This is a genomic window from Edaphobacter flagellatus (genome assembly GCF_025264665.1).
GTDB lineage: Bacteria > Acidobacteriota > Terriglobia > Terriglobales > Acidobacteriaceae > Edaphobacter > Edaphobacter flagellatus.
On sequence record NZ_CP073697.1, the window covers coordinates 59211 to 78697 of the forward strand.

The following is a 19487-nucleotide window of genomic DNA, read 5'->3' on the forward strand; positions in this document are numbered from 1 at the left end:
GCTAGCGCGGACGCGGCATGGTCAGGTCGAGATCTTTGCCTGTCATCTGCTTCGTCAGAAGAATAATCTGGCCGACGTGCTGCTGTACGTGCCCAACAACCTGATAGATGGCTTCGAGCATCGAGACATTACGTCCTTGCGGTGTTGTCCGCTCAACGAGACGCTCCGCCGGAAGGGAATCGATGACAAAGCGAGCTTCCCAGACAGTGGATTTGAAGAGGTCGATTAGTTCAGAAGCCGTGAGCCCGTCCGCTGCGCTGAACTCCGCATCACGCACGCGTACATCCGTTGCGCCTCCAACCCCGTGCATGATCCACTGACGCATATTGCCGCATAGGTGAAGCACGAGATTGCCGATGGCGTTCTCATGCGCGCCGTGACGTTCCCATATCTGCTCATCGCTCAGCTTCTGCAAACAGGTTGTCAGATAGCCGGTCATCTGCTCAAGCTTTGCGCTGGAGGCGGTAAGGAACAGGTTTCCGATCTCGTTACTCATACAGGCATTTTAGCGGCAAAAGTTTGACCGGAATGGCTGTAACCCGTACACTCAAAAGAGTGGGATGTCGGCATGGTTGATCTGCGGCTCCCGGTTACCTGTTGCCTCCTCGTTCAATGGTAGGACAGCTGACTCTGACTCAGCATATCGGGGTTCGAATCCCTGGGAGGCAACCAGTCTTAGTAATGACTCAATGAGACAACTTTCCTGATCAGGTAGTCACATTGGTAAATCAAGCTTTGTAAAAGCCTGGGTTATTGCGATGACCGTGGTCGCTCAACAATATATCTGCATCTATCGTGACGACGCTTGTCCTGCAGCCTTCAACGGATAAACTCTTACGTAATCGATATCGAAGTACGCGTTCTGCGTTGCGCCCAAAGGCCCATACCCTCCTGCAGGACCGCGATCCGCATGGGGCAACTCAGTATCCAAAATGATGTACTCTGCAATCTGCGAGATGCCCGCATCTGAGCCAGAAAGCGTCCAGCTTTCTTTGCCATCAATGTAAAACGTCAGATTTTGCGGAGTCCACGCAAGACTAAAGACATGAAATTTCCCATCGTCGAGCGATGGGTATTGGCCGTCCTTGGCCATGCTTTTATGCAGAAGCGGTTGATAGCCGTCCCAATGCACCGCATGATCGAACCCATCAGGCTTAGTCTCCCTTGAGACATGCTCAAAGACGTCTATCTCGACGCCTGATCGCGCGGGGTCGCCTATATAGCGCCCGATGCTTGGGCTTTGTATCCAGAATGAACACTGCATACCAGGCTGGTACCCGAAGCGGACGGCAGCTTGCCAGTAACCATAGGTATGAAGAAAACTGGATTGCGTGGAGATGGCGCCGCAGTAATTGGTGAGTTTGTCGCCAGTTTTAACGGAGTAAATTCGAATCCGTGCAACACCATTCGCTACAGAGACAGCGTTGGGATCGACGATACAGTCATCTCGTTTTCCCAAGCCTCGAAAAGACCACTTACTGAGATCCAATGTTGGCTTATCGAACTCCTCCTCGAAGATGGGGCTCGTACTGAACTCATGTGGGACTTGTGCCGGGGAGTAGATAGCAAAGCATCCAGCCAGAAGCAGAGAGGCGAGGACGCAGGAGAGCCGAGTGGCGAAAGCAGGCCAGCGGCCTAGTCTACGTTGGTTTTCGTTTTTCGGCATCCGCTGATCCAAATGTTCCTCTCTACCGGCGATTACGCTTGGCAGATGTTATCAATCGGGCGATTGCGACTCAATCTGCCAAAAGTCATATTCGCGGGTGTGGTATGAGCCTTTCGTAAGGAGGGCCGGAGCGATGTATAGTAGCTGCGATATATGACGGAGAAGCAATTCTCCGGTAATAGCCTGGAATGGTGCATGCCGGTCGATCCTGCGGGGAGAGACGACTTTGAGTTGGAGACAACGAGGGTCTGCTTGTAGATCTCAAACACCCTGGCACTTAGGTTGTGCTCTGTTGCTTGCGATCAGCCTTGTGCTGACCGTGTTGGGAAGCGCCAGCGTCCGTGCAACGGATCAGATCCAATCTGTCTGGCAAACAAAAGATGGCTTGCCGGAGACGAACATTCAGGCCCTTGCTCAGACTCCTGACCACTATTTGTGGGTGGGAACGACGGGGGGCCTTCTTCGCTTTGACGGCAATGAGTTCACATTGTTTAACCATGAAAATACACCTGAGTTGCCTATCGACGACATAGCCAGTCTGCTGGTGACACGCACCGGCACGCTTTGGATCGGTACTGCAGGCGGCGGACTTGTACGCCATGACAAGAACGGTTTTCGCAAATTTGTCTCAGCAAAGCAAGGCGGTGGTTTTGTACGGGCGATGCTCGAAGACAAGGAGGGACGTCTCTGGATCGGAGCGCTCGATGGTCTCTTCCTAATTGATGGAGTAAACATGGTGCGCGTGGACGACAGGAAGGTAGTCCACAGATTGCAGGTGTTCTCCATGACGATCGACCGCTCAGGCACGATCTGGATTGGAGGGCCTTCCCTCTACTCAGTTCGAGGAGGGAAGCTGACCGAGTATCCTTTTCACGATTCCAAAGCCCAGACAGCCATTGAAGCGATTTTGGCTACGGATGATGGGCAGTTATGGATTGGCACGTATTCCGGTCTGTTCCGCGCTCCAATCAAGGAACAAAGTCCCGGCACCTTTACGCGGGTCAGTGATGTGGAAGGCGCTATTCACAACCTCAAAGCAATGTCCCAAGACAGCGTGTGGATTGGTACGGTTAGCCGGGGCATCTACACCTACACGCATGGTGTATTGAAACATTTGACGACGCCATCACCGCTTCCCAGCAACGAGATCTTCGCTATCTTGCAGGACGTGGAGAACAATATCTGGATCGGAACTCTGGCTGGCCTCGTTCGATTGAGCCATAGCGGCCTGTCGGTCGTGCCGTTGTCGGACGCTTCGAACTCGGATGTCCAGGCCGTGTATGCGGATCCGCAGGGACCCGTCTGGGTGGCTTCGACACATCTCTTCCGATTGTCGGGAGGAGTCATGAAGCGCGTGGAAATTCCGGCTCTGGCGAAGGTTCATGTTCAAACAGTCCTGATGGACAGAGCGCAGACGCTGTGGTTTGGCACGCAGGGTAACGGCGTCTTTCATCAAAGCCAAGGGGCTGTGACACAGTATGCGCAGCGCGAAGGATTGGAGAATGGTTTCGTGCGCGCGCTGATACAGACGCGGGATGGCGATCTCTGGGTGGGAACACCAGGGGGGCTCTATCGCCAGAACGGTCACGAGCGGTTCCAACGCATCCGCGGGTGGCCAGAAAGCAGCATTCGAGTGCTGCTGGAAGATCATGCGGGGACGCTCTGGGCGGGCACCGAACAGGGTGTCTACGCCTGGCGACAAGGCGTGCTCCAGGACAGTCCTGTGACGCGAGCATTGCAACATATTCCGGTGTGGTCCATGTGTGAAAGCAGTGATGGGACCCTTTGGCTCGGGACTGTGGGCCATGGTCTCTATCGGTGGGACGCAAATGACCAGCACATGACCATCTTAAGTACTGCTAACGGGCTACCATCGGACAAGATCTTTGGGGTTCTGGAAGATGCGAGTCATCGTATCTGGCTCAGTAGTCCGAACGGGATCTCTGTGATTGCCGCCAGTGATGTAAAAAATATGGATGCCGCGTCGCGCGGCCGCCTGCCGCTGACCTTTTACAGGGTGTCCGAGGGCACTCTGAGTACGCAGCTACTTGGAGGGATTCAACCCTCGGGCACCATAACCCGAAACGGCGACATCTGGTTCCCAAGTATTGTTGGGCCACTGAAGATTTCGCCTGCATTTACAAGCAAGAGCTCGACAGTTCCTATTGTGCTGAAGCAGATCATCGCCGATGGGCGTTCCCTGCCTGTCAAAGATCCGATGAAGCTGGCCGCTTCGGTTTCACAGCTTGAGATCCATTACGGTGCGATTAAACTTAAATCGCAAAGTGAATTGCGCTTCCGGTATTTTCTTGAAAATTTCGACAAGCGCTGGAATGATGCTGGATCGCGGCGTGAGGCGTATTACACGAACCTGCCTCCAGGACGCTATACCTTGCACGTCGTCGCTTCCGATCTTAGCGCGCCTGAGATCACTTCGGAGTTTACGCTCTCCATTGTGAAGCAGGCCCACTTCTACCAGAGCCTCTGGTTCTATACAGCCTGCGCTCTAGTCACAATCGGACTCATCCTATTAAGCCACTGGTTGCATCGGCGGCGCATTGAACGTGAATTTCAGGCCGTGCTTCGTGAGCGAAGCCGAATTGCGTGGGAAATGCATGACACGTTCCTACAGGGATGTGCCAGTGTCTCAAGTTTGTTGGAAGGAATCTCTATGACAAATGCATTGTCCAGCGGCCCAGAGAGGACGCTCCTCGACTCCGCACGCTCGCTGGTCAGCGCGACGATCGACGACGCGCGCAAGGTCGTTTGGGACCTGCGGCAACATACGCTTGGGCACGGCGATATTACGCAACTTACTGGTGATCTTGTAGCCCAGACACAGGAGCGGGATGGTATTCGAATCGAATATGTCATCAAAGGACAGAGGGTGTTGCTGCCGCAGGCGACTGCTTATCAAATCGTGATGGTCGTGCGGGAGGCTCTCTTGAACGCTGTACGCCATGCGAATCCGTCAAAAGTCCGATTGTCAATTGCCTTCACAAAGAGTGATATAGAGATCGAGATCGTGGATGATGGAAAAGGATTTGACATGAACGCGCCCCGGGAAGGCTCTCATTTCGGTATTTCTGTCATGCGCGAACGCATCCAGCATTTGGATGGGAAGCTGCATGTAGAAAGCGCAATCGGGCAGGGCGCTCGCATCACCATTTTCATTCCATTGGGAGATATCCCAACGAAGGCCATACACCATGACTGAGAAAACCTCACGCGCCATCCGGGTCCTTGTGGTGGACGATCATCCGTATATTCGCATTGGCCTCGCGGCGTCTATCAACGCGCAGGGCGACATGAACGTTGTGGGCGAGGCCGGGAATGGTCAAGAGGCCATCCAGGCGTTTCAGGATCTCAATCCGGATGTGATCCTGATGGATATCGGAATGCCCAGGAAGAGTGGTGTCGAGGTGGTGCAGGAGCTTCGCGCCATGAAAGTCCGCACAAAGATCGTGATGCTCACGATGTACGAGGGAGACGAGGATGTCTATCAGGCGCTGAAGGCCGGGGCGGAAGGCTATGTGCTCAAGGGCATGTCGCACCAGACGATTCTCGACGCCATCCGAACCGTGAATCGTGGAGAGCGCTTTGTTCCACCTTCAGTTGCTGAAGTGTATGCAAGACATAATCCGGCTTTAGAACTACGACCGCGAGAGAGAGAAGTCCTTGCACTCATGGTCGCGGGCAAAAGCAACAAAGAAATCGCTTCGAAGCTTAATATCGCGGAGGGCACTGTGAAATGCCATGTGAGCGCAATCTTCCTTCGTTTGGGAGTCACAGATCGTGCGCAGGCCGCGATGGTGGCGAGACAACGCGGCCTTGCACGCGTCTGAATCGAAATTCGCCGCGAAAGAGCACCCTTCTCACGGCGATTCTCGTTATTGTGTGCTGACGACCAACATGGGACGATACGAAGTTGTCCCGCTACGGCGCGAAGCATAGGCGACGTAGTTGCTGGCGGAGGGTGCATCGATGCCAATTGACAACAATCCTCCGGAGCTCTGTGCTGCGGTCGCCGCCGAGGTCACGTCAAACAAGACAGGCCAGCCTACAGAGGAAGGCGAGACGCTCCATGTTGCGAGCTGCGTTGAACTGAATGCGGGAGCGTTGTTCCACGTAATTCCCGTGCCGGTCCACGAGTTATCAGTGACAACATACGCGGCGTCCACATCGATACCAGTTACCGTGATGGGCACAAGGTAGACCGTTGCCTTGGTGATTGTTCCCGTAATGCCGGATACATCAAACTTCAGGTAGCTCTCTCGCGTGTATCCGGTTCCTGCCGTCTCCACCAGAACGTAACTGTTCGCGCCGAAGTTGGTGTTGGCTGACGAGCCATTATTGATATAGGCGTCAGCCGTATCTCCCAAGCCCTGGCTTCCGCCGCCAACTACGAATGGCATCTGGAAGATCTGGCTTGCGCTGCCATTGCACGGCGCGGTCGTCAAGCCGCTGCTGGTGGCGGTCAGACATTCTTCGCTGTCGGTGTTGCCGGAGGTCGAGTAGTCTCCAAACTCGACGAACTCGTAGTAGCCGTTTCGTAGAGAAACAACCTGCCACTGTTGGGCGGATGTTGGGGACGTACCGGAGGTCACCGGTGCGAGCGTGAGCGCGTTGCTTGTGTCCGTCCAGTCGTAATTGTTGCCCGATCCAAGATTGGCCTGCTGATACCCGTAGTTCTGGATGATATAGGTTCCGTTGGATGCGGCGGATAAGGTCCATTCCTGCCCCCCAGTTTGGGCACAGGTATCCAGCGAAACCGTTCCAGCGGTGGTATTGCCGTCCAGGCATGAATTGCTCTGGCCGATGCTCACAATTTCGTAAGAGGAGGAGGTATTGACAGGCGAAGAGAGGATAGACAGCACGTCCAGTACCCACGGGGCCGTAGGGGATACATTCGAACTTCCGTTTGTCCAAAGGATGCCGCCAAGGACGGGGGAACAGGAATATCCGCTGCCACTCTTCGTACAGCTACCGCTAACGGCTGTCACGCTGTTCAGGATGGACTGACATGCCGTGCTTGAGACGGTGCTGCAGGAGGTCATGTCAGTAAGTTCGGATTGGAACTCGGAGTCGGCTAGCAGGGGGGAGGATGTGTTGCCGCTAGTGTATGGAGAAAAGTACGGATAGATTGGCAGATTTAGTCCATTCGCGTGGTTAACGGCTGAATCGTTGATGATCGAATTGGCCAGGTTCTGGTCCCATGCCGTGTGGGTAGACCAGCGCTGGTACATCGTAGGGGCGAAGAAATCGAACGAATTTGTGCTGCCGTCGTAAAGCTGCGCCCGCAGGGTGTTGTACCCGCTCGTACTGTTTGGCGCATAAGTTGAGCTGTAGTCGTAGTCATACATGCCAATCTTCGCGTTGGGATATACCTCACGCGCCCAGCCGATCATCTGTTTGAAGAGTGCGACGGCGTTCGTGGCGGCTGCGGTAGAGCTTTCCGCGCTGAGCACAAGGTTTTCGTAGTCGAAGATAATGACGTTGCTGCTTCCAAATTCTGTTACATAAGCACTGACGTCCGCCTTAAAAGTGCTTTCTGACGGAGCGTTGGGGCATCCCGTGGAATTACAGGTGCCGGGCCACGTGCTCTGGCTATACATGACCGTGGCGCGTAGCGTCCCTGCGGCGTCGAATACGCTCGTGGAGTTCGGGTAATAGGTATTGTCAAAGACGATGAACGGAGGTGTGCTCTGTGCGTCGAGCGAGGCGCCGCAACCAAGGGCGAGACAGAGCATTATCGTCCAATAGATGGGCTTACGAAGTAGATGAGAGTTCATATCGATCCTTAGGATGTATCCAGATGGAGTGGGGTGCCGCTGGGTATCAAGTCAGAGAGTTAGCACCTTTCTGCGATTCTCAGTGCAAAATCTGCGGGAAGTACCTGGCACGAAACACTAGGACGCCCTTTATGGACCAGTCAATCGGTAAGAAGTAGTACGACTCGCCGGGGTAAGTTTCGGAACCGATTCGCCTAGCGCGGCTGCCTATTATGACTTTTGGTCGAGTGATCGCCGCTAAAGCGCTGGTTTGTGCCCGTCACTATATGTACGTTGTCCTGCGGGTGGGTCCGTGCGCACACGGTGAAGCTCGTTACGGTGGTTGCCGGATTCCATGGAGTCCCGTGGCAGATGGGCTTGAAGGAGCTTCTGCCTCCAGCTTGGACACCTTCCGATGGAGATCAAAATCCTGCCTCTGAGGACGGATGCGTCACTCTACCTCAATCCGCAGGTGAGAGACCTTCTGCCACACCAGAAAGAGATTGCTGCCGTCCAGTCCATGACGCTCACGCCTGAGCATGAAGCTGTCTTTGTAGAAAAAGCTGTGAGATCGACAAAACCTTAGATTGACGAATAACACGTTTTGCAAGGCTGCGGCATCAGCATGAGAGAGAATGACAACGATTCAAGACGTGAGTTTCTTTGAGTTGTAGGCGCAGCCACGCTGTCTTCGGCGCCTCCAAAGTGAGGCTCCACTCCAAAAAATGAATTGCGGGCGATACGATGCGACTGCGGTCTGTCGAGTGCTGAAGTGTGTGTTAGTTGGGCAAGCTATGCAGGGCCGATATCTCCTGCTAATGGGTTTCTCCTGATGTCACAAGATTCTGTAAGGTCTCACCAAAATCTAACTTTTGGCAGATTGACCCTGCTTTCGAACGAATCTTACGATCGCTCAATCCGAAGAATCTTTCTGCCAGGGCCGATGACGCTTGAGGCAGCCATTTGGGAAGGGTCAGAAAAATATGACGTCTACAGCGTTTCGCAGTCTTCGTGGAATAGCCGGAATGGTGCGCGTCCTCTCCTGTATTCTCTTGCTCAGCGTGGCAGGGACAGCTTCGGCCCAGAACATCACGGCTTCCATTACGGGTACGGTCACCGACCCCTCCGGCGCGGTGGTTAGGTATGCCGATGTCATAGCGCGCAATACGGCGACCGGCTTGACGTTCTCAGTGAAGACCAACCCGGTGGGTGTGTACAGCATTCAGTTTCTGCCTCCCGGGCCCTATACGCTTACATTCAAGGCAAAGGGTTATAAGGAGACAAACATCAGCGAGTTTACGCTGATCGGCGGTCAGGACGCGCGCTACGACACACCTCTCTCGGTGGGTTCCGCTACGGAAGTGGTCACAGTCACAGATGTTGCTCCGCTGATCAATACGCAGGACGCGACGCTGAGTACGACCATCGATTCCAAGACGATCTCGCAGCTCCCACTAGTCTCTGATAATGTGATGACGCTTGGACTGTTGACGCCTGGCGCTGTCCAGCCTACGCCCTCCGGTTTCGACAATATTGTGCACTCAGGCGGCTTCAGCAACCCCAGCTTCAACGTGAATGGCAACCGTGAGCAGTCCAACAACTTCACAGTCGACGGCCTGGACATCAACGACGCGATCGACAACTGGGCAAGCTACACGCCCTCTCGCAACTCGCTGGCTGAATACCGCATGATCACCGGCAACAACACCGCAGAGTACGGCAATGCCAATGGCGGCCAGGTGGTCATGACAACCAAGAGCGGTACGAACCAGTTCCATGGAGAGGTGTTTTTCCAGATACAAAACCAGGATTTGAACGCGAACGTCTGGACCAATAAACATACCGCCGGAGGCGTCACACCTGCCGCCCGTCCTAATTTAAATCGCGGCTATTTTGGCGGGGCCCTTGGCGGTCCTATCGTGAGCAATCGGCTCTTCTTCTTTATCGACTATCGCGGAGTGCGTCAAAATTCCAATTCGTTAGCTTATTACCAGCAACCCGACACAAATCTGCAAGGCACGGGCCAGAACGAAACTCTTGTTGGTGGTACGGCCTGGAATCCAGAGAAAAATGGGGTAGGAGCTCAGGTTCCAGTGACCAGTCCCTGGGCACAATATCTGCTCTCGCATCCCGAGATCTACCCGCTTTGCAACAGTGCGCCAAATGGGTCCAACTGTCCATTTGTGTTTGTGAGCGGATCAAACAAATACAACTATCGTGGCTCTAACTCGGGCAAGACGGAGATCAATCAAGGCGATATCAAGCTGGATTACAGGCTGAATGATAGGACCCTTATCTCCGGTCGTTACACGCAGGTGGACAATCGATATAATCCCACGCAAATTGCCCGCCCTATCGACACGCCTGTCAATGGAGACTATCCCTATCACGGCTTTATCGTGAACGCGACGACACAACTCACAGACAACCTCGTCAATGAGCTGCGTGTCGGTTTCAGCCGCTCTCGCTTCATCAATATCCCCGTGGACATCTCAGGGTTGATCGGCAATAGCGGGCTTGCGAAAGTAGGTGTTCCCGCACCCTTTGCCCAGATCTATCCGGGCATTCCTGCGGCAACGATGGCGGGCACGCAGAATGTATCGAGCGGCACTGCTGCCCTCAGTGGAGGTGGCTCGATAGGCAGAGCGACGATCGGTGTCGTCAATGCCTTTACCTATGGCGATAAGGTGGAATGGCAACACGGCCGCCACACACTGAAGGTTGGCGCGCAGGCCATACGCTATCAGGAAAACCGATATTACTCAGGCAACAATGGCAGCCTTGGAACCTGGACCTTCACCGGCAACACGACGAATGCCAATCTCTCCACAGGCGATGCCTGGGGCGATTTCCTTGCGGGCGAAGCCAGTTCGGAAGGCGTGGGAAATTCGGGTGGCGGATGGGGACAGCGTCAATGGCGTCCGGCGGTCTATTTTCAGGATGATTTCAAGGCACTTCCAAACCTGACTCTCAACTTCGGCCTGCGTTGGGAGTTTGATCAGCCGATGTATGAAGTGAACAACCACCTGAGCAACATCAACCCATATACAGGGATTGTGAGCTACGCCGGTAGCATTCCTTCTGGCGCCTCGGCAGGGAACCCGACCACTTGCTCGAATGGTGCTTGCTATAAAGCGTACTACTGGGGTTTCATGCCTCGTTTTGGTTTCAACTACGCACCGGAATCTTTCCATAACCGCCTTGCGATCCGTGGTGGTTACGGCATCACGAACTTCCAGGAGGGCCTCGGGGCCAACCAGCGCCTGGTGCAAAATATTCCCTTTGTCTTCTCTCAGTCAGCGACTGCCAGCTCAAACTTTATTCCAGTCAAGCAGGGATATGGTGCGTTGAGCTCCCCGGTTCCTGCAACGGCGAATTCCAACATGCTTGGATGGGACCCGCACTACAAGCCGGCGTTCGTTCAGCAGTTCAACTTCGGCGTCATATATCAACTCAGTAACACCATGTCTGCGCAGGCTGTGTATGTTGGTCAGCTCGGCCATCATCTCGCGGACCTGATCGGCCTGAACCAAACCGCCTGCTCGCAGTTTCCGACTGTTACGAATGGTCCGTACTGTATCTCGCCGCTGGCCACCAGCCCACTTCCTAATCTTGCCACGCATAATATTCAATACAGTGAGTCGGAGGGCATGATGAACTACAATGCGCTCCAGACCACCATTACGAAACGTGCCGGCTATAACCTGACGTTTCTGGCCAACTGGACATATAGCAAATCGATGACCGACTCCTACGGTTACTACGGATCGAGCGGCGGCGTCAGTGGCTCTGCCTTTGCCTATCCCCAGGACTCGCTCAATCTGGGTGGTGACTACGGCCAGTCCTACTTCAACGCGAAGCATTTGATCTCCTTCGCCGTCACGTACAAACTGCCGATTGGCCACGGGGGGCTTATTGGGAAGAGTTGGAATCCCTGGATGGAGGGTCTCTTTGGCGGATGGAACACATCATTCCTTGGCAACTACCACACAGGTTTCTTCCAGACCATTTACTCTTCGCAGTACTACAAGGCCAACATCGTCAGCGCCAGTTCAACGCGGGCGAATATGTATCGTCCGCTCAAGATTAAAAACCGTTCGTATGCTCACTGGCTCGGAACCGATGCATCCGCGGAGGGTCTCGCAGCGTTCACTACGTCCCCCGTTTCATGTGGCGGAAAGACCATCAACGTTGTGACGGGTACTGTTGGAAGCACCGGCGTCGCTGGCCGCACAGGCTCCAGTAATCAGACGATCAATACGCCAACTACCTCCGCCTGCGCTACGAATCCTAACGGTTACTCTCTCAACCCGTCGGCACAATACGCCTCCGTCGCGCACCCTGCAATCCCTGTGATGAATATTACGGCGGGAACCATTACTACCTACTACAGTAACGACAACGGAACATCCGCGTTTGGCGACGAGCTAACAACGGGCTTCGGTACCTCGAAGACTGGCTCAGTTGAACAGCCCGGTTACCATAACTTCGATGCATCGATCAGCAAAGACTTTCTGCTGCCACATAGCATCTCGGTAGGTTTCCGTGCCGATGCCTATAACGTGCTGAATGGTGTGAGCTGGGGCTCCTTCAATGCGAATATCAGCAGCAATTCCTTCGGCTCTATCACCAGCAGCCCGGGCACTAACACTGTCGAGCGTCACCTGCAACTAGGGCTAAATGTGAAGTTTTAAATTGCTTCTATTGAGCGGATATCTTCCCGAATGTTTTTTGCCGATGTTTGTGATCAGAAACTCGGTAGTTCACTCGAGATGAGGAGCCTTTCAGGGCGATGCTGGCGGAGTGATGGCGAGTTCTGAGGCCTGGAGGAATACTGTTCTGCCTGAGCTCAAGAACTTGGCATGGAGTTCGAGCGAATACGCGGATGTCGGTTTTGATGGAGACGGTTCGGAGTAATTCCTGGCAGATGAAGAAATGCTTATGGAACACACGGAGGAGACGAACAACGTACTCGTGGATTCATTCAAGAGCATGATTGTGCAAGCCTTTCTGGAATCAAAAGAAACAGCGCTAGACGTCTCCGCTTCAGTCGTCACAAAACGCATTTCGCAGGATCGACCCCTAGTTGTTTAGAAGATGCTGTTCTCGGGGAAACCTAACTAGCCCTGGCGGTATGCAGAGGATCTCCCCTTTCTTCAGAAAGACGCATTTGACTCTCCTCTTGGAAGAGGCAGTGATCGAGGGGCTGCAGATTCCCAGCTGACTATAATGGGGCTTAGCACGTTTCCAGTGCTGCAAATCAGAAAATGCACCTAGGCGATTATGTCGGATCGAACTGGGTATTTTGCCGTGTCATAGGCCATGGACCCTAAGGGCTATTTGGGTAGAAAGCCACGCTCCCAGGCCGGTGGAAGAGACGCGCTTGAACAGTTCGTTCAATCTGCCTACGGCACTGCTCATACTGAATTCAATAGGTCGAACCCTGCTAGTCGCACCGGACCGAAAACTCGCGTCAGCGGTGCGAGCTTTGCCGCAAGATGTTACCTGCTGTTCAAAAACAGTTGCGACACTAGAGGCGTTGTGAAGGAAGGCATCGTTGCCCGTCCGCGTCTGTCGTAGATTCCGGCACCCATAGCCAATAAACTGCACTCAAACTGCAAGCGCCCGTCGCGATGTTCAGATAACCCAAATGGGGCATTACTCGAAGCTAACTATTGATATAGATTAATTTAGCGATTCTTAACCAAATTGCTATTACCCAAACGCTAATCACCTGGTCCAGTTATGAATCAGTTCAAGTTCCTCGCAATGTTTCTTGCATCGACGCTGGCAGGTGCTCAAACCACTATGGTAGGTACTCCGCAATTAAGGGAGAGCGGAGCGCCATCTGAGGTTGCTGCTCCGGCCTCGTTGAATTCGCCAGCAAGAATTACGACCACAACAGGATCTAAATCTAAATTTTCTGCGAATACCGAGGGTGGAGTCGGGCAGGGAACCGATTCTGCGTTATCGAATCGCGCAATAAATCCATTTGGCACGCTCAAGACAAATGTTCGAGTCGATAGCCAACGGACGGATCAGGACAGCGCAGAAGGATTCGAGCGCCGAGTTACATCCAAAGAGATAGAAAACTCGGCCGGAACATTTGGGGATCCATCACGATACATGCAGATGCTGCCGGGAGTTGTCTCAGACAACGATCAACGAAATGACTTCTTAGTTCGTGGAGGAAATCCCTCCGAGAATCTTTTTATCATCGATAACATCGAGGTCCCGTCGATCAATCAGCTCGCTCTCTCCGACACAACTGGCGGCTTTGTATCGATGATCGATAACGCAGCCATTCAATACATGACACTTCATACCGATGCATATGACAGTAAGTTCGATCAACGCCTGTCATCCATAGTGGAGATCTCGACGCGCCCAGAAGCTCTCGTAAGTTCTCACTCCACGCTGGAAATGGGCCTCGCAGGTGCGGGAGGCTCCATTACCCGTCCATGGGGACGGGAAGGATCACTCTTTATCTCCGCAAGGCATAGTGTTTTGCAGTGGATGACAAATGATATTGGCTTGAATGGCGTACCCGTTTACAAGAATGGACTCGTTCGCGCGGACAGTCGCATCGATGACAAGAACAACTGGTGGGGGTTGTCTCTGACGGGCATCGATTCAATAAAGATACGGCCGAGTGCGACCGATACTTTTGAGACAAATCCCTTCGACATTACATATCGAGGATGGAGGAATGTCACCGGGGTCAACTGGCAGCACATCTTTTCAGCGCGCTCATTCGGAGTCCTCAGTTTGGCGAACTCACAGCAGTCGCAATATGTTCTCCAAATCGACCAGCTTCAATCGAACGCAACTATCTATGATGAGGATACAAGCGATGGCATCACAACCGTCAAATATGATTGGACGTCAGAGATAAACAAGCGGATAACTTGGGAGACTGGCGTTCGCGCGGCAATAGATCGCATGAATTATTTGGTAAAGCAGCCAATTGGACTACAGAATCCCTATAGCGAAGATCCGCGCCCAATGAACGCGACCTTGACGGATAGAAAATTTGCGACTGCAAATAGCGCCGAATACAGCCAGGCTACATTTCATCTTCCACTCGAAGCGAAGGTAGTCGTCGGGCAAAGGTTAACGCATTGGGCTCTCGGTGGCCATACAGAATGGACACCAAAATTGCTTTTCTCCGCTCCAGTTGCCGGTAGACTGGTTCACGTAGGATATGCCGAATATGTGCAGGCACCTCCATCGCTCTATTTATTGACATTCAATAATCAACAGACATTGAAGCCGATTCGTGCGCGCCATGTCACTGTTGGGGTCAAAGTTGTAGATGCGACCCGATTGGGCATAACGGTCGAGGCATATCAGAAACGATACTCAGACTATCCAGTCGCTTCGGATTATCCGCAGCTTTCGCTGGCCAATATTGCGGATACGTTCGGACAGGCATTTCTGATGTTTCCCATGACAAGCAGAGGTAGTGGTCTGGCACGGGGCGTAGAGGGTTCGATTGAGAGCAAACCCGTTTCTCGGCTTCTGCTTACAGCTACCATCACTTATTCGCGAAATTGGTTTAGTGGGCTAGACGGCATATTACGGAGAGGTAATTTTGATCTTCCGCTAGTGGCCAATGTGGGGGCCAATTGGCGTCTGGGACGAGGCACTTCATTTACGATGCGCTATAGCGTGGCATCCGGCAGGCCATATACACCTGATAACCTCCCCCTAAGCTTCGCACAGAATCGCGATGTATACGATTTGACTCGCATTAACGCTGTACGGGCTGCGACATACAGCAGGTTGGATTTTAGGCTTTCGCATAGCTATGTCTTTGATCGTAGAGCACTGACCTGGCATGCGGGGTTGGTGAATGCTTTGGGTACGACGAACTTTTACTCGAACCAATGGCGGCCACGGTGTCCAACATGCGGTGTTCTCGAGCAAGGACAAATGCCGCTCCTTCCAGATGCAGGTATTCAGTATTCCTTTTAGTAACTGCGCGAGGTATTGGTATTGAGTATTTTTGCGCCTGGACAAACTCTCGCGCTGCTCAAGTAAGAACTCCCAAGTGTTTTGTCCAAACTGCGAGCTCGTCGGATGATGGCGAACGAACATAGCACTCTGCCTAGAGCAGATTTGCCAGTATAGTGTATATCTCTTCCGCGGTGGCTCAATCTAATAGCGCAAGCTCATATCTGTTGTACTCAAAGCACGGTTTACTGGCTTGCCATCCAGAAGGACTGTGAATGTTACACGCCTGTCCAGGTTCTGCTGATATGAATCGGCATCATGTCTGCCAGGCAACCTATCACCAAGGCCTACGGCAGTAAGAATCGTTGGATCAATGCCACGAGCAACAAACAGGCGCATCATCATTTCAGCGCGCTCTCGGCTGAGTTCGGTATTACGATCCTCCGTACCCGTGGAATCCGCATCTCCGAAAATCTTCACCCTCAATTCCTTGCCTTGTGAGGCGGCTGTAAAAGCTAATTGGCGAATCTGATCACTAACGGTGTCTACGAGTGGGAGTTGCTCCGGAGGAATCTTCGTTGTGTTTACCTCAAAACGAATTACTTCCTTACTCAGAGCGGCTGCTTCTTCATTCAGCCTTCGCGCGTTCGATAAACGTGGATCAAGGGACAGATATTCTTCCCAATGTTCAGATACTTTTTTCTCGGACAGGTGATATGCAGGCAGTAACGACCGGGGTTCCACTGCAATTGGATCGTGTAAGCCAACAAGAGAAAACATTGACCAGCCACGATGCGCTTCAATAATGACGATTCCAGGTTCCCGACGTAGTGCACCAAGGTAGTTTCTCCACCTGATCTCGTCACGCACCTGAACGAACAATGTGAGGAGAAGTATTGCCGCCGTAATTCCGAGTGCAACCTTAACCCTTGCATAGGACGGTCTCTCGGAGGTAGCCGCTCCGAGCAAGTAGTCATTCAATCCCGCGTCAATTCCAACAATTGGCTTTCCACTTGTCTCGAAAGATACTAGTTGAGAATGAAAATCGCTATGGAGTTGCTCAATTCTGTCTGCAAATCTTGCTTGCAGTTCTTGTGGCAGTTGCCCACGTACGACCACCGCGAGAATTGCCAATGGCCCGTGCAGAAGCCACACTTTAAACTCTCCAATGTGCAAGACGTCGAGGTCGTCCTGTTTGTTCGTGGTGAACGAATCGCGAACAAAGTCCTGCAGGGCGGTGAGCATCCCAACAACAAGATCGGCATCTCCCAACAGCCCCGGATGCTTGCTCGATTCAGCCAGTAAGATCCCTGTCTTTCGATGAATGAGGTACACCTGTTCGACGCGGTAGGTAAGGCTACGCGCGAGAGCGATCTCGCCGAAGCTCTTTCCGGAACGTATTGCCTCAAGACGCCAACGCCATCGCTTGAGCGAGATCCCGTCGGCAAGAATAGAGTTCAAAGAGTCCAATGTTTGCTGCAAGGCATGGGCAACAGCTTTACGCACCGCCTGTCCAACGATGGGAAAGACTGCGTCGGCGAAAAGATTTGGATTCTTCTCGACTGAAGCGCGCAGGGAATCTTCGGCGATTGGCTGAAGCACGCTCTGCACTCTTCGGTCTCGCTGAATGGAGAGGGAGAGGGCATCGGCGAGTATCTTACTCGTCTCCTGAGTGCGCAGGTTGGGATCGTCGAGGCGCCTGCGAAGCTCTTCCAGCTCTCGAATCTGGTCGCCGAGTAAGAGGTCACGTAATTCAACGAAGCTGTGCTCAGAAGCTTGTGCCTGTTCGTGCTCCTTCAAGGTGCTCCTATCGTCCACTCCACACCTCGTCGGTTACTCCGATGGAGGGGGTTCATCGTTATCAAGCTGAGACGCCATCTCGCGAAGCAGGTCAGACATGAGGGCGCGGTCTGTTTTCTGAGCACGCAGTTCCGCTATTCGCATCTCCATTAATGACCGGGTGCTACCGTGCTGCTGGCTGATCTCTTCAAGAAGCTTTCTGGATTCCGTCATGAGCTCTTTCCGAAGAGCGCTATCTCCATCCCGCATGGCGGCATCGATGTCATTTAAGCGCTTGGCAAGACTGTTTTGCGCTTCTTTCATGTCTCGCTCGAGATTGGAGATTAACGACGCACGTTCTTCACTCTCAGCTCTAAGTCGAGCCGTCAATGCTTCCGACTCACTCTTGAAAAACGATTCGATCGATTCGAACCGTTTGCGCATAGTGTCCTTTAATTCGGCAGTCTCGCGGATTAGATTTTCCTCCAGCCGAAGAAAACGAGCCTCATAACTCTTGATCTGTGATCCGAAAATGATGTCTCGGATCTTGTTGACGCTCGCGGCAGCATCAGGAAGATTCTCTTGAACAGAGGGTGTTATCGGTTCGGACAGCTCGTTCTCCTGTTGGGTACTAGTTTTCGACATTGTTATTTCCGTTCATTGTGAGGTGAAATTGAGTTCAGCTTTCATTCAGTCGTGTTCTTTGTGAGAGGGCTAGTAGAGTACGTTATGTCGAATTCTGACCCGACGACGACTTGGTTTCGGCCATTCCGTTTTGCGCGGTAGAGCGCGTTGTCTGCGATCTGTAGGATGGCCGACAGCGTCACGGTACTCTTCGGTGGCCGTGTGTAAACGCCGATACTAACCGTAGTCTTTATAAAATTTTCAGAAGCCGAATTCGGAATTTTCAAATTTTGTACGCGTTGACTTATTGTTTCTGCAAGTTGGAGAGCGGCATCGGCATCAATTCCAGGGAGGATAATTGCAAACTCCTCTCCGCCAATACGGGCGACCAAGTCTGCCGATCTGTGCAATGAATCCTTGAGCAGCCTGCCGATTGAGCGCAAACAGTCATCCCCCGCGCTATGACCAAAGGTGTCATTCAACAATTTGAAGTGATCGACATCCATAAACAAAATTGATATTGGTTCACCGGATCGATATGTTCTTCTCAACTCGAGATCGAAGGTATGTTCAAAATGCCTACGGTTATAGACGCCGGTGAGAGAGTCCTGTATCGAAAGCTCATTCAACCTTTCATTTGCTTTTGCAAGAGCAGCGGCCGATGCTTCCATCTCGCACTGCAGGCGTTTGATCGTCTTTAGTTGGATCGCTGTCTCGTGAGCGTATATCTGCCATCTCTCGCGCTCTTTATAGAGCTCTTGTACGGATCGGATCAGAAGAAACCTGCGTCCGTTCAAGGATACAGCGTAAGCAAGCAAGTGAACATCTTCGCCGGAGACATCAGTCTGTGTCCAGAAATCGGACTGAATGCGACCATTTTGCGATTCTTTCCAGAAAACAGATGCTTCAGGAAGGAACGCCTCCAGAAATGGAAGGTGAGCTGTAAGCGTCTTGCTGCAGTTATCAAAAGCAGTGAGACGGTCAAACCACGTGGGTGGGGTGTTGATTTGGCACAGGCTCTCGCCCACTGCCTCGAAGACCGCGTAGTCCATTGTTGAGAACAGCTGCGCTAGCGAGCGAGTCTCACGGTCAGTATCGAGTTCAATAGTAGCCAATGGGCTCTCAGCCATTTTGAATTAGGCGCCTCGCCAGATCGAGAAACATCTCCTCCACTCCTTGCGCAGTTTTCGCACTAGACAGTCGCACATCCCATCCCTTCTGACAAAGTTTTTCAATCATGTCAGTGTTTACCCGCCACTCCTCAGTTAGATCGGCCTTGTTGAGGGCCAAAATAAAGGGAACGGATCCGAGGATGTCGGTTACTTTCTGATGAAGTGTGATAGCTGAATCCAACGTTTCCGGGCGCGTTCCATCTGCGACTAGAAGAAAACCGGAAGCACCGAGGATTTGAGCTGGCTTCAAAGTTCCTAACGGGGATTCGCCTGCAATATCCCATATGACGAGGTTTACAAGGAAATTATCCACCAGGCATTGCTTCTTATCGATCTTCACGCCGATAGTCGTGTGATATTTTTCGGAAAAAATGGAATGCACGTACCTAGCGATGAGACTCGTCTTGCCGACGCTGAATTCGCCAACAATACAAATTTTTTTATGGAAAACCCGGGGGGATGGCGCCACAATCCTTTGCTCATTTCCTCCATCTCGTCAAAGATGGATTTGAATGCTTG

11 protein-coding genes and 1 tRNA gene are annotated in these 19487 nt (G+C 52.7%); 5 read left to right on the forward strand and 7 right to left on the reverse strand.

Annotated features, from left to right (window positions below):
* Position 1: 1 nt before the first annotated feature.
* The gene (locus KFE13_RS00290) at positions 2 to 496 is read right to left on the reverse strand and encodes a DUF1572 domain-containing protein (protein ID WP_260705138.1); all 495 of its coding nucleotides are present in this window, start codon (positions 494 to 496) and stop codon (positions 2 to 4) included.
* Between the two features lie 102 nt (positions 497 to 598).
* Here KFE13_RS00290 and KFE13_RS00295 point away from each other — a divergent pair.
* Positions 599 to 672: transfer RNA gene (locus KFE13_RS00295), tRNA-Gln, on the forward strand.
* A 118-nt stretch (positions 673 to 790) separates the two neighbouring features.
* Here the strand turns inward: KFE13_RS00295 and KFE13_RS00300 are convergent.
* A complete protein-coding gene (locus tag KFE13_RS00300; RefSeq protein WP_260705139.1) occupies positions 791 to 1666 on the reverse strand; it encodes a glycoside hydrolase family 16 protein in 876 nt (291 codons plus the stop codon).
* Positions 1667 to 1958: 292 nt separating this feature from the next.
* Here KFE13_RS00300 and KFE13_RS00305 point away from each other — a divergent pair, with 292 nt between their 5' ends.
* Positions 1959 to 4883, forward strand: a complete 2925-nt coding sequence (locus KFE13_RS00305) for a ligand-binding sensor domain-containing protein (RefSeq protein WP_260705140.1) — start codon at positions 1959 to 1961, stop codon at positions 4881 to 4883.
* Positions 4876 to 5511 (forward strand): response regulator, encoded by a 636-nt coding sequence (locus tag KFE13_RS00310; protein ID WP_260705141.1) that lies wholly within the window; start codon positions 4876 to 4878, stop codon positions 5509 to 5511. The genes KFE13_RS00305 and KFE13_RS00310 overlap by 8 nt, the downstream gene beginning before the upstream one ends.
* 45 nt (positions 5512 to 5556) lie before the next feature.
* Here the strand turns inward: KFE13_RS00310 and KFE13_RS00315 are convergent, their stop codons facing one another.
* Positions 5557 to 7458, reverse strand: a complete 1902-nt coding sequence (locus tag KFE13_RS00315) for a CBM96 family carbohydrate-binding protein (protein WP_260705142.1) — start codon at positions 7456 to 7458, stop codon at positions 5557 to 5559.
* A gap of 962 nt (positions 7459 to 8420) precedes the next feature.
* Between KFE13_RS00315 and KFE13_RS00320 the strand changes: the two genes are divergently transcribed.
* Entirely contained in the window at positions 8421 to 12131 is a 3711-nt protein-coding gene (locus tag KFE13_RS00320) for a TonB-dependent receptor (RefSeq protein WP_260705143.1), read from the forward strand.
* A 1051-nt stretch (positions 12132 to 13182) separates the two neighbouring features.
* On the forward strand, positions 13183 to 15414 hold the full coding sequence (locus tag KFE13_RS00325) for a TonB-dependent receptor plug domain-containing protein (protein ID WP_260705144.1): 2232 nt from the start codon (positions 13183 to 13185) through the stop codon (positions 15412 to 15414).
* 183 nt (positions 15415 to 15597) lie between these two features.
* Here the strand turns inward: KFE13_RS00325 and KFE13_RS00330 are convergent, their stop codons facing one another.
* The 4 genes from KFE13_RS00330 to KFE13_RS00345 are packed head-to-tail and all read right to left on the reverse strand — an operon-like array spanning position 15598 to position 19437.
* Positions 15598 to 17193, reverse strand: coding sequence for an OmpA family protein (locus KFE13_RS00330; protein ID WP_260705145.1), 1596 nt, complete (start codon positions 17191 to 17193; stop codon positions 15598 to 15600).
* A gap of 33 nt (positions 17194 to 17226) precedes the next feature.
* Complete coding sequence (locus KFE13_RS00335) at positions 17227 to 17817, reverse strand: hypothetical protein (RefSeq protein ID WP_260705146.1); 591 nt, start codon at positions 17815 to 17817, stop codon at positions 17227 to 17229.
* A 41-nt stretch (positions 17818 to 17858) separates the two neighbouring features.
* Positions 17859 to 18911 carry a GGDEF domain-containing protein gene (locus KFE13_RS00340; RefSeq protein ID WP_260705147.1) on the reverse strand — a complete coding sequence of 351 codons (1053 nt, stop codon included), beginning with the start codon at positions 18909 to 18911 and terminating at the stop codon, positions 17859 to 17861.
* A gap of 7 nt (positions 18912 to 18918) precedes the next feature.
* Complete coding sequence (locus KFE13_RS00345) at positions 18919 to 19437, reverse strand: Rab family GTPase (RefSeq protein ID WP_260705148.1); 519 nt, start codon at positions 19435 to 19437, stop codon at positions 18919 to 18921.
* Between the last annotated feature and the right edge of the window lie 50 nt (positions 19438 to 19487).

Bases quoted from the DNA above. Each gene is read 5' to 3' on its own strand.
- KFE13_RS00325 (WP_260705144.1), top strand. From the start codon at position 13,183: ATGAATCAGTTCAAGTTCCTCGCAATGTTTCTTGCATCGACGCTGGCA.
- KFE13_RS00335 (WP_260705146.1), bottom strand. From the start codon at position 17,817: ATGTCGAAAACTAGTACCCAACAGGAGAACGAGCTGTCCGAACCGATA.
- KFE13_RS00300 (WP_260705139.1), bottom strand. From the start codon at position 1,666: ATGCCGAAAAACGAAAACCAACGTAGACTAGGCCGCTGGCCTGCTTTC.
- KFE13_RS00310 (WP_260705141.1), top strand. From the start codon at position 4,876: ATGACTGAGAAAACCTCACGCGCCATCCGGGTCCTTGTGGTGGACGAT.
- KFE13_RS00290 (WP_260705138.1), bottom strand. From the start codon at position 496: ATGAGTAACGAGATCGGAAACCTGTTCCTTACCGCCTCCAGCGCAAAG.
- KFE13_RS00315 (WP_260705142.1), bottom strand. From the start codon at position 7,458: ATGAACTCTCATCTACTTCGTAAGCCCATCTATTGGACGATAATGCTC.
- KFE13_RS00320 (WP_260705143.1), top strand. From the start codon at position 8,421: ATGACGTCTACAGCGTTTCGCAGTCTTCGTGGAATAGCCGGAATGGTG.